General features: G+C 64.3%; 12 protein-coding genes. 7 read left to right on the top strand and 5 right to left on the bottom strand.

All coding sequences use genetic code 11. The features are described from left to right. Positions 1-196, top strand: a 196-nt coding sequence (locus O3932_RS01290; protein WP_371535652.1) for a MarC family protein, incomplete at its 5' end; no start/stop codon positions are given. A gap of 78 nt (positions 197-274) precedes the next feature. On the opposite strand, the gene O3932_RS01285 is transcribed toward O3932_RS01290, so the two are convergent. The 4 genes from O3932_RS01285 to ilvD form a co-directional block, all read right to left on the bottom strand. Next, entirely contained in the window at positions 275-1,534 is a 1,260-nt protein-coding gene (locus O3932_RS01285; RefSeq protein WP_371535650.1) for a type II toxin-antitoxin system HipA family toxin, read from the bottom strand. Positions 1,535-1,545: 11 nt separating this feature from the next. Next, complete coding sequence (locus tag O3932_RS01280) at positions 1,546-3,174, bottom strand: DUF262 domain-containing protein (protein ID WP_371535647.1); 1,629 nt, start codon at positions 3,172-3,174, stop codon at positions 1,546-1,548. Between the two features lie 154 nt (positions 3,175-3,328). After that, complete coding sequence (locus O3932_RS01275; protein ID WP_371535644.1) at positions 3,329-4,378, bottom strand: biotin/lipoate A/B protein ligase family protein; 1,050 nt, start codon at positions 4,376-4,378, stop codon at positions 3,329-3,331. 23 nt (positions 4,379-4,401) lie between these two features. Continuing rightward, entirely contained in the window at positions 4,402-6,249 is a 1,848-nt protein-coding gene (gene ilvD, locus O3932_RS01270) for a dihydroxy-acid dehydratase (protein WP_299239461.1), read from the bottom strand. A gap of 322 nt (positions 6,250-6,571) precedes the next feature. On the opposite strand from ilvD, the gene O3932_RS01265 reads away from it, so the two are divergent. From O3932_RS01265 to O3932_RS01240, 6 genes are all read left to right on the top strand, one after another. Further along, positions 6,572-7,765, top strand: a complete 1,194-nt coding sequence (locus O3932_RS01265; protein ID WP_371535642.1) for a cobalamin-independent methionine synthase II family protein — start codon at positions 6,572-6,574, stop codon at positions 7,763-7,765. A gap of 323 nt (positions 7,766-8,088) precedes the next feature. Beyond that, positions 8,089-8,712 (top strand): hypothetical protein, encoded by a 624-nt coding sequence (locus O3932_RS01260; RefSeq protein ID WP_371535640.1) that lies wholly within the window; start codon positions 8,089-8,091, stop codon positions 8,710-8,712. Positions 8,713-8,736: 24 nt separating this feature from the next. Continuing rightward, entirely contained in the window at positions 8,737-9,780 is a 1,044-nt protein-coding gene (locus tag O3932_RS01255) for a hypothetical protein (protein WP_371535638.1), read from the top strand. Beyond that, on the top strand, positions 9,765-10,400 hold the full coding sequence (locus tag O3932_RS01250) for an ABC transporter ATP-binding protein (protein WP_371535636.1): 636 nt from the start codon (positions 9,765-9,767) through the stop codon (positions 10,398-10,400). The genes O3932_RS01255 and O3932_RS01250 overlap by 16 nt, the downstream gene beginning before the upstream one ends. Next, a complete protein-coding gene (locus O3932_RS01245) occupies positions 10,397-11,470 on the top strand; it encodes a hypothetical protein (RefSeq protein WP_371535633.1) in 1,074 nt (357 codons plus the stop codon). Before O3932_RS01250 ends, O3932_RS01245 begins: the two co-directional genes overlap by 4 nt. 33 nt (positions 11,471-11,503) lie before the next feature. Beyond that, positions 11,504-12,196, top strand: a complete 693-nt coding sequence (locus O3932_RS01240) for a type 1 glutamine amidotransferase (RefSeq protein ID WP_034504371.1) — start codon at positions 11,504-11,506, stop codon at positions 12,194-12,196. A gap of 216 nt (positions 12,197-12,412) precedes the next feature. Here O3932_RS01240 and manA read toward each other — a convergent pair whose 3' ends face one another. Further along, positions 12,413-13,630: a mannose-6-phosphate isomerase, class I gene (manA, locus tag O3932_RS01235; RefSeq protein ID WP_009647481.1), complete on the bottom strand. Its 1,218-nt coding sequence runs from the start codon at positions 13,628-13,630 to the stop codon at positions 12,413-12,415. Positions 13,631-13,690: the final 60 nt, after the last annotated feature.

Below are 13,690 nucleotides of genomic sequence, written 5' to 3'. Positions count from 1 at the left end.
TTTTCACGTCGGCATCGTCCTGGGCATCCTCATCACGGCCGCCGCCATCGCGCTGCTTCTGCGCTACGCGACGCCCTGGATCGACAAGCTGGGAGCTACCGGCGTCGGCGCGATCGTGCGCATCATGGGCTTCCTGATCCTCGTCATCGGCGTCGAGCTTGTCATTCACGGGGTGCGCGCGCTCCAGCTCTTCTAAGCGACAACCCGCCCCGGCCTCGTCCCCCACACCCCGGACAAGCCGCGCACGATTCCCGAGGACGCCGCGCCAACTACGCTAGGACAGCAGAGACACCGACAGGCGTTGATAGCGCTCACGGAGCCAGGGACGCAGGTCGATATCCCGTCCCCTGACGCTGATGCTCGTGAGGCGAGTCGGCACCTCGACCTTGTCCAGTGCCTCACCGTACGCGGCGATCATTGAGCGAACAGCTTCTTCGATGACGCCTCGCTCGACATGACACATATCGGCGATACGACGGAAATCGTCCAGACAAATATCCGCAGAGATCTCTTTACCACTGAGCTTGAGCGCCATATCCTGGGGGCGATCAAAATAAACGGCCGTACACACCAGGTCATAGGCTGGCGAGAGAACACCATTGCGACGGTCCGGATATACCAGGCTCCAATTCTTCAGATGCGCGTCATCATTGCCACACAACATGTTGAACACCGTCCGACGGACACACTCAACAAGCGACGGCAAGTCGTAATTCCGATACGCGACCCTCATCACGTACTCGACCGAACTCTGATATTTCGACCGCTGAAACCCCGGCAGATTACCCGCCTGACAGAAATCCTCCATATGGACGCGGCCTTGATCGCTCCTGTCAAAGCGCGCAATGCTGAATGCGTGTTCCTCGGCTGTTGCCCAATCAGAGGGCGCAATCTCGACGTTCTCCCGATGCACAACATCGAAGTCAGGAACCTCAATACCACACGCTTTGGCGAGCGACATCACGTAGAACTCATTGTGAACGAGAGCGTCGTACTCACCCGGCGGCGGCAGCTTGACGATACGGTCTCCATACTCACCACTGCCGGGCAAAGTCAGGCGCTGATCGCGAGACTTCATCGAAAACTTCAGGACGTTGCCGGCAATAGATGCGCGAATCCGTGTGTCCTTTGAGAACGACGTGGAATCACTGGATTGCATGGCATCATCCGCTGGCCCCGGAATGGGATCTCCAATACGTGATACCGTCACGGCTCCCGGCAAATCGTCACCGAGCACGGCGAGAATGCCGGGTTCATCTTCCTCACGGAGTCCATGCTGAGCACACACAATCGTTCGAAGTAACCCTTCAGGCAGGAGGTCAGAAAACCACAGCGGAAGAACAGAGCGCCCCTTCACCCCCGCCTCACGGCGCATCCCATTCTCGAACCAGAAGCCAAGAACAGACCGATCCGCACGCCAGTAGTACTCATCGGAGAACCGAAACGAACTCTTGGACGAGTAGCACGAGACTGTCCCGATGTCGATGCCATGCAGGCGAACACGAAACTCAACGTCGGGCGAATAGAGCGACATCTGTGTTCCTTTCACGTCAATTCAACGGGGGCAAAGGACACGTAATCCCATGCCATCATCAGTTCGAAGAATTCGTTCACACGCGCGGACAACAGTTCCTCACGCCGATCAACCAATTCCACCGGATCGGCTGAAGACTCGCGCTCCTCTACCGCCTCGGGGAGCATGAGCATGTTCCGGTGGGCTGTCATGAAGGCTAAGGCCGCTTCCTCGTCCCGCAGAGCCTCCTCATTGACCATCAACACTCGATTTGCGAGCGACGAATATCGACTGACATCTGTCCCTTCAAACCAACGACGCCCCACGTATTCCACGAGGAGATCAGCCACACTACCGTAGTCATCGACGAGCGAATCAAACACGGCAATCGACGCCTGACCCGCATAGTCGTCCGCCCGAGCGTAGTAGGACCACATGGCACACACGCATGCCTTAGCATCCGAGCGATTCATGCGCGCATCGGGAATCGTGACGTGTTTCGAGGCCCCCCGCTCACCGACGCTCTCCAGTAGTCTCTGAACGGAACCGGATTCATCTCCGCGGCGCACGTCTTTCAGAAACGCTCTGGTTTGTCCGCTCGCACTGCTCAAAGTCATACCGATAGTCTTGTAAATCGTCCGCCACACCCAGCGCTTGAGCAGCTCTTTATTGCGACGCTTCGGCTCGGGGAACAGCGCGAAGAAGCGCGACACCACCACCAGAATCGCCCCGTACGGCAGCAACGTTGCATGGGGAATACAACAATTCTCTTGGAGGAATCGCGTCGCTTTCATCAGAACGCGTTCCGTCTCGGCGTATGCGGTGTCACGATCTTCGTCCGGAAAATCGCAGATCCTCCGTCGCTCGTCTCCAAACTCATCGCGCACATCGCGAACGTAGTCTGGATGCCGACGAGCTTTCAGTACATTCAAGACCTGGTCTTCCGAAATCAGCCCAAAGTTCGTTGAACGGGCAACGGCATCCGAAACCGAGCGCAGAGTACGTCCATCGGATGCGGAGCTGTTGAGCGCTTCAAACACCTCGAAAGACTTGAGCTTCTTACCGCTCTGATTAATGCGATCAAAGATAACGCGGAGCTTATCCTCGTCCGCTCCCTCCAGCACAGTCGCCGGAACGCTCACGGCGTTAAAGGTATTGAAGGCCTCCTGGTAGCGGCCGCGCAACGCCTGGAATTCGGTGTTCTCCTCGAACCACTGCCAGGCGCTCTCAAAGTCGAAGAGACGAAAGAGCGGCATGACGGCGCGAGAATGACGCCCCAGAGTTGAGACAACGCAGGCATTTTCCAGATCGTACCCAACCGCAAAACGACCATCTCGTTGACTGCGAGCATCCATCGCGTTGACGATACTCGTCACACGTTGCTGACCGTCGACGAGCCATAGTGCGTCCGAACGCTGGGGGGCGTCGATATCGATGGCACCAACGGTGACCCGCTGCGCCGGGGCCTCACGTTTCCACATGAGCAGGTTCCCGATGGGATACCCCCGATGCAAGGAATCAAAGAGGGCAACGACGTCTCGGTTCGTCCACCGGAAGGAACGTTGAAAGTCGGGGATCCGCACGCGTCCCGTCGCCACCAGGTCACGCAATTCGGAAAGCCTGAAGGTTTCGTGTTTCGGCTGCATTGCTTCGCTCGACATGTGTCCATGTTACTCCGACGCCGATTCTCGGACGCTGTCACGCGCGCAGCCGCGTGGGAACGCGAAAACCCACCCCGGCCTCGTCAATGAGACGATACCGAAGCGGTCAACGGGAGCGCACGGCTCACACCGAGCGAGCGAAGCACCCGAGCTCTCAGGGGATGCGGTGCACCCACTCCTCGCGCGCGAACTTCGTCTCGCAGCGCTGGCGTGCGACCTCGAGGTCTTCGTCGGTGATGGTGCCGACCGTGGCGTTGTACTTCTCCTTGAAGTGGTCGAAGAACGCCTGGAGGATTTCCTCGCGGGGAAGGCCGGTCTGGGAGCGCATGGGGTCCACGCGCTTGACGGCGCTGCGGGTGCCCTTGTCTCGGATCTTCTCCATGCCGATGCGCAGGACCTCGTTCATCTTGATGGCGTCGATGTCGTAGGCCATGGTCACGTGGTGGACCATGTAGCCGTTCGCCCAGCGTTTCTGCGCGGCGCCGCCGATCTTGCCGTACTCGGAGGCGATGTCGTTGAGCGGCACGTATGTGGCCTTGATGCCCAGCTTGTCGAGGACCTCCATGACCCACTGATCGAGGTAGGGGTAGGCCTGCTCGAAGCTCATTCCCTCCACGAGGGCGGTAGGGATGACGAGCGAGTAGGTAATGCAGTTGCCGGGCTCCATGAACATGGCACCGCCGCCGGTGACGCGTCGCGACACGGTGATGCCGTAGCGCTCCACGCCGTCCTGCTGGATTTCGTTCTGGTAGGACTGGAAGGAGCCGATGACGACCTGCGGTCCGTTCCATTCCCACAGGCGCATGAAGGGCTTGCGGCGTCCCGCGGCCACGTCCTCGACCAGGGTTTCGTCCATGGCGACGTTGATCATCGGATCGACGACGGGGCCGTGGATGACGTCGAAGTCGATGTCATCCCACGACAGGGCGGCACCCAGGGCGCGGCGCACGGCGATGCCGACGGCCTCGGGGGTCACGCCCATGAGAGTGTCACCCTCGTGGAGGGCACCGGCGACGCGCGCGGCCAGATCCTTGGCGCTCGACGAGGCCGGGGCCCCTTCGAGGGACGCGGTGATCCGGGTGAGCGCGTCGTCGGGGTCGAGGAAGAAATCGCCCGACACGCTCACGCGCGCGAGGCGGTCCTCCTCCACGTCGGTGTCGACGACGACGAGCTTGCCTCCGGGGACTTTGTACTCTCCATGCATGCCCACGATTGTAGGCGCTTGACTCACGCCCAGTCGGGCAGGACGCGCACGCCGCCCTTGTCGGCGGACGCGGCGAGCATGCCGTAGACGCGCAGGGCGTCGGAGACCTTGCGGGGGCGCTGCTTGGAGGGCTTCCACGGCGCGGCACCCTTTTCGGCGCGGCGGCGCTCAAGTTCCTCGTCGCTCACGTTCGCGCGCAGGACGCGGTTGTTGACGTCGATTTCGATCTCGTCGCCGGTGCGCACGAGGCCGATCGCGCCGCCGGCCGCGGCCTCGGGCGAGATATGTCCGATGGAGATGCCGGACGTGCCGCCGGAGAAGCGACCGTCGGTGATGAGCGCGCACTTCTTGCCCAGGCCCAGGCCCTTGAGGTAGGAGGTCGGGTAGAGCATTTCCTGCATGCCGGGGCCGCCCTTGGGGCCCTCGTACAAGATGACGACGACGTCGCCTTCCTTCACCTGCTTGCTGAGGATGGCCTCGACGGCTTCCTCCTGGGACTCGACGACGAAGGCCTTGCCGACGAAGTGGAAGAGGGACTCGTCGATGCCGGCGGACTTGATGATCGCGCCGTTGGCGGCGATGTTGCCGTAGAGGACGGCCAGGCCGCCGTCCTTCGTGTAGGCGTGCTCGACGGAGCGGATGCAGCCGTTCTCGGAGTCAGTGTCGAGGGATTCGAACAGGTTGGCGGTCGAGAAGGCCTGCGTGGTGCGCACGCCGCCGGGGGCGGCGAGGAAACGGTGCGTGGCCTCGTCGGTGGCGCTCCCACCGCGCACGTCCCACGCGCCCAGCCAGTCAGCCAGGCTGGAGGAGTGGACGGAGTGCACGTCGCGGTGGAGCAGGCCGGCGCGGTCAAGCTCGCCGAGCAGGGCGGGGATGCCGCCGGCGCGGTGGACGTGCTCGATGTGGTAGGTCGTGGAGTTGGGGGCCACCTTGCACAGGCAGGGCACGCGGCGCGAGATCGCGTCAATGTCATCGAGCGTGAAGTCGACGCCGGCCTCGTGGGCGATGGCGAGGATGTGCAGGACGGTGTTGGTGGAGCCGCCCATGGCCACGTCCAGGCTCATGGCGTTCTCGAAGGCTTCCTTCGTGGCGATGGAGCGCGGCAGGACGGAGTCGTCCTCGTTCTCGTAGTAGGCGCGGCACATGTCGACGATGCGCGCGCCGGCCTCGGTGAAGAGCTTCTTGCGTTCGATCTGGGTGGCCAGGGTGGTGCCGTTGCCGGGCAGGGCCAGGCCAATGGCCTCGTTGAGGCAGTTCATGGAGTTCGCGGTGAACATGCCGGCGCAGGAGCCGCAGGTGGGGCACGCGTTGGCTTCGATGCTGGCCAGCTGGTTGTCGCTGACGGAGTCGTCGACGGCCATGACCATGGCATCGATGAGGTCGAGGCGGTGTTCGACGACGCCGTCGACGGCGGCACCGGATTCCATGGGGCCGCCGGAAACGAAGATGGTGGGGATGTTCAGGCGCATGGCGGCCAGGAGCATGCCGGGGGTGATCTTGTCACAGTTGGAGATGCACACGAGGGCGTCGGCGCGGTGTGCGTTAACCATGGTTTCGACGCAGTCGGCGATGAGGTCGCGGCTGGGCAGGGAGTAGAGCATGCCGTCGTGGCCCATGGCGATGCCGTCGTCGACGGCGATCGTGTTGAATTCCTTGGCGACGCCGCCGGCCGCTTCGATGGCTCCGGCGACCAGGTCGCCCATGTTCTTCAGGTGCACGTGGCCGGGCACGAACTGGGTGTAGGAGTTGGCGATGGCGATGATCGGCTTGCCGAAGTCGCCGTCTGTCATGCCGGTGGCGCGCCACAGGGCGCGAGCTCCGGCCATGTTGCGGCCTTGGGTGGATGTTGCCGAGCGCAGCGGGCGACTCATGATGTGCCTTTCTGTTGCCGTGTAATGACTCCACAGTAGGAGCGTGTGCGCCGCGTTTCCGTGCGGGTTTCGTCTCGTGGACGAGGCCGGGGCTGGGTGCGGGTGGTTTTCGCGCGGTATTCCGGGGGCTTCGCCCGGCGGGACGCCGTGTCAGTGTGTGGACGCTTGGGGGCGCGATGTCAAGGAAAACGCAAGGGGCGCGTGCACGAAATAGCACCTAACCGGCCTCGTGGTTAATTCCATATGTCCACGATCAGGCATTTGTCCCCGTTCTCGACGCGCGAAACGTAGGCTGAGGGCACAGTGAAGAGAAAGGACTGCGATGACTATTCGCACCACTCATGTTGGTTCCCTGCCCCGTACCCCCGAGTTGATTGAGGCGAATCGCGCGCGCCGCGAGGGCTCGCTTGGCGATGCTGATTTCACGTCCCTTCTGCAGGATCAGGTTGACGGCGTTGTGAAGCGTCAGGCCGAGATCGGCCTGGATATCGTCAACGACGGCGAGTACGGCCACGCGATGATCGACGCGGTTGATTACGGTGCGTGGTGGACGTATTCCTTCTCGCGTTTCGGCGGATTGTCCTTTGAGGACGTCCAGCGTTTCGACGTGCGTCCCCCCGCCGGCCGCGATGGCCGCCTGTCCTTCTCGTCGTTTGCTGAGCGCCGCGACTGGCAGCGTTTCGCGGACGCGTACGCGGATCCGGATTCGGGTATTCACATCGCGAACCGCAACCCGATCACCTTCCCGACGATCACGGGCGAGCTGACCTACATCGGTGCCGAGGCCGTGGAGCGCGACATCGCGGGCACGAAGCACGCGCTCGCGGCGGCGGGTAAGCCCGTGTCGGATGGTTTCGTGGCGGCGATTTCGCCGGGTTCGGCGGCTCGCGTGGCTAACGCGTTCTATGAGGACGACGAGGCCGTGGTGTGGGCGTGTGCGGACGTGCTGCGCGAGGAGTACAAGCGGATTACGGACGCGGGCCTGACGGTGCAGATTGATGCGCCGGATATCGCGGAGGGCTGGGATCAGATGAACCCGGAGCCGTCGGTTGAGGATTACCGCGCGTTCTCTCGCGTGCGTATTGATGCACTGAACCATGCGCTGGAGGGCATCGATCCGGATCTGGTGCGTTTCCACGTGTGCTGGGGTTCGTGGCACGGCCCGCACACGACGGATATTGCGTTCAAGGACATCGTGGATCTGGCCCTGCTGGTCAACGCGAATGGCCCGACGTTCGAGGCGGCGAATGCTCGCCACGCGCACGAGTGGACGATCTGGCGCGACATCGAACTGCCCGAGGGCAAGTACCTGATCCCGGGCGTCGTGTCGCACTCGACGAACGTTGTGGAGCACCCGGAGCTGGTGGCTCAGCGTATCCGCCAGTTTGCGGACATTGTGGGCGACGAGCGTGTCGTGGCGTCGACGGACTGCGGCCTGGGCGGACGTATCTACCCGTCGATTGCGTGGGCGAAGCTAGAGGCGCTGGCGCAGGGCGCTCGCCTCGCATCGAAGTGATCGTCTGATTGCTGACCTGGGGCGCGCGGGGTGGATGAGCATCCACCCCGCGCGCCTTTCCCAGGCTTTTCTCAGGCAAAGCTCCCCATTCTTTGAGCTTTGCCTCACACAATTAAACACGTGTTGCAGCCCCCAATTCTGGGTCGGCTCGCCGCGGTGGGGATCGCACGCCGCGTCGGGTTCCGGGACTGGGGGCTGCAGCACGTCCGGGGCACGTGCATGCCGAACTTCCAACTCACCTTCCTGTCCTACAGGTGACAGAGTTGCTTCCTCGCTATCCTGTGAGAAGGCACCCGGATTCCAACTGTTCAAGGGAGAACATCATGGGAGCGCACAACAGGGAGGGCACGCACGTCATCCGTTCGCGCGCTGGTCTGCTCGCAGCCGTTGTTGTCGCCGTCGCCACAGTATGCGGCTGCCAACAGACCACACCTGCGGCGGAGGGGCCGTGGGCGGCCGACATTGAGCAGGCGCGCAATGAGTGGGCGTCCAACGAATTCGTTCAATCTGTCCTCGCCGACTCTGCCATCAGCGAGGCAGAACTCCAGGACATGCGTCAGCGCGTGCTGAGCTGCCTGACGGACAAGGGCGTCACCGGCGCGTCTTTTGGCCCGGGCGGCACGCTGAGCGTCCCCGATCAGCCGATTGGCTCCTCCATATCTGAGGAACAGCAACAAGAATTCGTCTCCGCCTGTTCCATCGATGCCGGTGAGCCGATCATCGAGGCGCTCGAGTTCGACATGCGAGTCAACCCGGATCACCGGGATTTCAACGAGCTGTACACGCAGTGTTTGATCCGCAACAAGGCGGTTGAGCCGTCCTTCACGGCCCAAGAGCTCGCGCGCGCTCGCGAGAGCGGAACGCCTCTCTCAAGCGCGCTGCCGTTCATCGACCCAGCTCAGGGGCCCAACATTTTGCAGAGATGCCTCGAGGACCCCAGCACATGACCACAACCACCCTCAGGAGTTGAGATGGCACCCACCCGCCGCTGGCTCGCCCTCACCGCGTTTGTCGCTCTCATCGCCGGTGCGGGCGGGGTCAGCGCGGGTATTCTCATCGCCTCGCCGCCCACCCCGGCCTCGCTAGCATCGTCATCTGCTCTACCGACGGTCCCCGTCACCACGCGCGAGTTCACCGATACGCGCTCCCTCACCCTCACGATTCCCCCGGCCTCGCCTCACGAACTCACCTCCCCCATCGCCGGGCGCATCACGGCCCTTCAGGCGGCGATGGGAACTCCCGTCACGTCGGGTTCTCTCCCCTGCGAGATTGACGGCCTTCCCCTTCTTGCCTTGGCCCTGTCCACCCCGCTTTATCAGGACGTGGTGGACGGAGCCACGGGACCCGATATCGCTGCCCTGAACGGTGAGCTTGCGCGGCTCGGATATGCTGCTCCCGCGGAATCTAACCGGGTCACCGCCTCCACACGAGCGGCCCTGGCCTCGGCAATGGGCGTGAACGACGGAGCCGGAGGTGTCCCCTCCCGCATCGAAGCCTCTCACGTCCTGTGGATTCCCGCGCCGACCATCACCCCCTCGTCGGTCCCCGTTCACCTGGGTGACAGCGTCGATACGCAGACGGTTCTCCTCGCCCTTGAGGACTCCCGCGACTCTTTGCGCCTCTCCGTCCCACCGGACGCCTATCCCGCGGACCACGTCATCACCCTGGGGGACACGGACTACCCGGTCCCCTCTGACGGCGTCATCACCGACCCCACCCTGACAGCGACGATCCTGTCCTCGCGCGAATACACGGACTTCGTCCGCTCCGCCCCGAGCGGCGATGGACCCGTTCAGCTGCCCGTCTCCTGGAAGCTCGCCGCCCCCATCACCGTCACGGTCATCCCGCCGGCCTCAGTGATCGGAGACGCGACGAACGCGTGCGTCTTTGCAAGCGGCACGCCGATTCCCGTCTCCATCGTTTCCTCTCAGCTTGGCCGAACCTACGTCCTGCCAACGACCCCGCTTTCCGCCGTCGACACCGCCGTCGAGGGACGCTCATGTCCATCGAGCTAGACAACGTCGGGCACAAGTTCGCCGCCACCCCGTGGCTCTTTCGCCATCTCAGCGCCCGCTGCGAGGACGGTGCCCTTACCGCCATCATCGGCCCATCCGGTTCTGGCAAATCAACGCTGCTGTCGCTGATCGCGGGATGGGAGACTCCGACCGAGGGAACGATCACCGTCCCCCGTCCGCCTGGTTCACAGAGTCCCCGCATTGCGTGGGTCTTCCAGAACCCATTCGGCGTTCGCGCGCGCAGCGCGATTGACCACGTCGCGCTGCCCCTGTTGGCCCGCGGCATGAGCCGGGCACAGGCCAATGTGGAGGCACACCGGCTCCTCGACGCTTTCAATCTCGCGCATCTGGCGACCCGCCCATTTCGGGATCTGTCGGGCGGCGAAGCGCAGCGTGTGCTCCTCGCGCGCGGACTCGCATGCGCCCCCACACTGCTCCTCGTGGATGAACCGACCGCGCAGCTTGATCAGTCCACGGCTCGCGACATCGCCTCCACGCTCGGCTCTCTGCGCGAGGACGGGGTCAGCGTCGTGATCGCGACGCACGATCCGTCGATTCGCGCGCAGTGCGACGCCGTCATTGACCTCGCACACTTTCAGGATGAGGAGGGACAGCGATGAGCGCATTCTCGTGGCGAGCACTCCTGTCCGAGGCGTGGAGGGACTGCCTGAGCGGGACGGCACGCGTCGGGATTCTGACCGTCCTGGCCACCGCCCTGGTCGGAGGCATCATCTGCGCGGACGCGTTCTCTCTTCGTTCCGTCAGCGTTGAGGCGGCCTCTTTCCGTGTCCATCTAGGATCGGTGCGAGTCCTCCAGGCACAGGGCGGCATCGACGGAGCCGCCTGCGAGGCCCTGTCGCGAATCCCCGGGGTGCGCGCGGGAGCCGTTCGCTCGGTCGAATCCAGCTTGTCCCCGCTCGCCCTTCCTGCCTCGTCGCTCCCCCTGTACGAGGTCACGCCCGGAATCGCCTCTCTCCTGGGGACGACAACGGCTGATCCGACGGGCATTCTGCTCCCTGAGCAGGTAGCCGAGGACCTCGGCACACCTCAAGGAACCCTTCTCCCCCTCACACACGGACAGGCCGAGGTCGCGGGCACCTACCCGTGGGACGAAAACGACGGGCGCCGTCCCGGCTACGCCTACGCAGCGCTCGCCCCCGTGCCCGCGATGGGGACCTTCGACGAGTGCTGGTACGAATCCTGGCCGCACAGCGACGACGTGGATGCCTTGGCGCGCTCAACCCTCGTTGGAAGCGACGATCAGAACGCCCAGGTCCTAGCCATGAACCCTACGCGCGGGACGACTTTCGACGCGGCCGGGCGACTAACGCACAGGCCAACCTGGTGGGCGTGGATCGCCGCGAGCGCCATCGGCCTGACCTTGGGGGCCGCCGCCACGTGGTGGCGTCGCCTGGAGATTGCCTCGGCTCTGCACGCTGGACTCCACACGTCGGATACGACGTTCCTTCAACTGGTCGAGGCCGTGGCGTGGGTGGGTGGCGCGTGTATCGTCACCTCCGGCATATGCCTCACGATCCTGAGCGGAGCAGCACCCGGTGATCGCGCCGACCTCATGCGCTTGGTGGGGGCCGAGGGCCTGTGTGCCGCGTCGTGGACGCTCATCGGTATCGCAATCACCGCCGTGTCGATCCGCGAGCGCCACCTGTTCCTCTTCTTCAAAGGCCGGTAGGTATATACGCGTGATCGCAACTACAATTGGTGTATGAGCGTCCTCGTGATTCAAAACGACCCGATTGTCCCGGTGGGTCAGCTGTCCGCCTTCCTCGGCGGTCACGAGGTGGTGCGCGCCTGGGAGGACCCGCAGCGCCTCAGCGACCTGGCCGCCGCTCCCCTGCCGGGTGCCCTCATCCTGCTGGGTGGCCGAGCGAACGCCTACGACGATGAGGCGTGGCCGTGGCTGGAAGCCGAGCGCCAGCTCGTGCGCCGTTGCGTGCGCGCGAACGTGCGGGTCCTCGGCATCTGCCTGGGTGCCCAGTTGATCGCCGCGACTTTCGGCGGGCGCGTGAGCGTCGCTGACCCGGCGGGTCCGGAATACGGCGTGATCTCCCTGGTGTGGGGCACGAACGATCAGGCGGGCGGAGGCGGAGCTGTCCCCCTGCGTATGGCCCTGGCTTCGACCCACACGGTCTTCGCCGACCACGGCGACGCCATCGTCGCGCTGCCCCGCGGCGCGCGCGAGTGGGCACGCTCGGACAAGTACACGCAGATTTTTTCGTACGGGACCGCCCTCGGCGTGCAGTTCCACCCCGAGGTCACGCGCGAGACCGCGACCGTGTGGGCAGAGAATAACGTGCATGTCGACACGGAAGATATCGTGGCCGGGTACGACGCCCATGAGGGCGAGCTAGCCGACACGTGTAAGACCCTGGCCGACTGGGTGAGCGGCGTTTTCTGAGGCATACAGAGAATCGCAGTGCGGGTACCCCCACGCGGTACCCGCACTGCGATTGACAAGCGGACCTCGTCGCAGCGAGCGGAGCCGAGGCCCGACCTCTAGTTTAGGCGAAAAGTCAGGACGACCAAGACTTTTTCACAAACCAAGACCACCACGTGGGACGACTTGACAACGGAGTCAGCCACGGCCTCGTCCCCGCGTGGCGGCTCACCCCGATCAGGGGGCAGCAACCTGAACGAACGAACCCGTACCGTACGCCCACACGCGACGCTCAGCCGCGGAGACAAACACGGCCTCGCCACGGCCAAGCTCGACGCTGTCTCCGCCCTGCTCCTCGCTCACGTGCAGCGTGACCGACCCGGAGGTTGCGATGATGATGCGCGGCCCCTCACCGGGCACGGCCACCTCATCGACGCGGGAGGTGTGTGTGCCGGGGGCCAGCGTCGTCACGGACAGATCAAACTCCTGGGCGGGTGCCAGGAAGCGGTCCGTCGTCGCCGAGGGGTGCTCGGGTGCCACGCGCACGGGCGGCAGCGCCGAAAACTCAGTGATCTCCACGAGCTGCGCGGAATCCACGTACTTGCGGGTCAGGCCCGCGCGCACGACGTTATCCGAGGACGCCATAACCTCGATACCCAGGCCCGACTGGTAGGCGTGGATCTGGCGCGGCGGAATATAGACGGCCTCGCCGGGGCGCAACGACACCGGGTTCATGAGGAACGCGACGATAATGCCCGGGTCGCCCGGGTGCTTCTCCCCCAGGACACTCACGAGCGTATCAGTGCGCGGCGAGGGGGACGTGCCCGACGCGAGGCGGCAGCGGCACGCCTCCACGAACTCTTCGACGAGCTCAGGGGTCGCCGGGGAATCCTCGTCGAAAAGCCAGGTCGCCAGGGAACGTAAGCCGCCGCGCACGGTCGAGAGCTTGAGGCGGTGACGCAGGCGCTCGGCCAGCTCACCCTCCAGCCCCACGAGGAGCTCACGCGCCTTACGCGGCACGCGGAAGCCGACGAGCGCGCTGAACTCGGTGAGCGCGTAGATCATCTCCGGCTTGTGGTTCATGTCCCGGTAAACGCGGCGCGGATCCGTGCGCTCAATCCCCAGGACCTCCTCGCGCAGGTATCCCTCGCGAGCGATCTCCTTCGTCGGATGCACCTGCAGGGAGAGGGTTTGGGCGGGCGCGATGATCTTCGCCAGGTACGGCAGCGTCGAGCCGAAGGCGTAGAGCAGGCCGCCGCCCAGCGCGCGCTTGGGGTCCGCCGCGATGTGCTCCGCGAGCGTGTCGCCGCTCGTCAGCAGCGTCGGCCCGTCCGGGTGGGTGCCGAACCACACCTCGGACACGGGATCGTCCCCGGCGGCAGCGCCCAGGAACTCGGGGATCGCGTTCGTGGAACCCCACGCGTCAGCTTTTGTCCAGCCGATCAGTTTTTCCATAGGGTGCATCCTATCGCGAGCGAGCACACAAAGACGCGGGGGACGAGGCCGTAGCCCCAT

It is taken from the genome of Pauljensenia sp. 20925_1_25, from assembly GCF_041433955.1.
Taxonomy (GTDB): domain Bacteria; phylum Actinomycetota; class Actinomycetes; order Actinomycetales; family Actinomycetaceae; genus Pauljensenia.
Note: the sequence above shows the minus strand (reverse complement) of the source record. Positions and strands in the feature narration are given on the sequence as shown.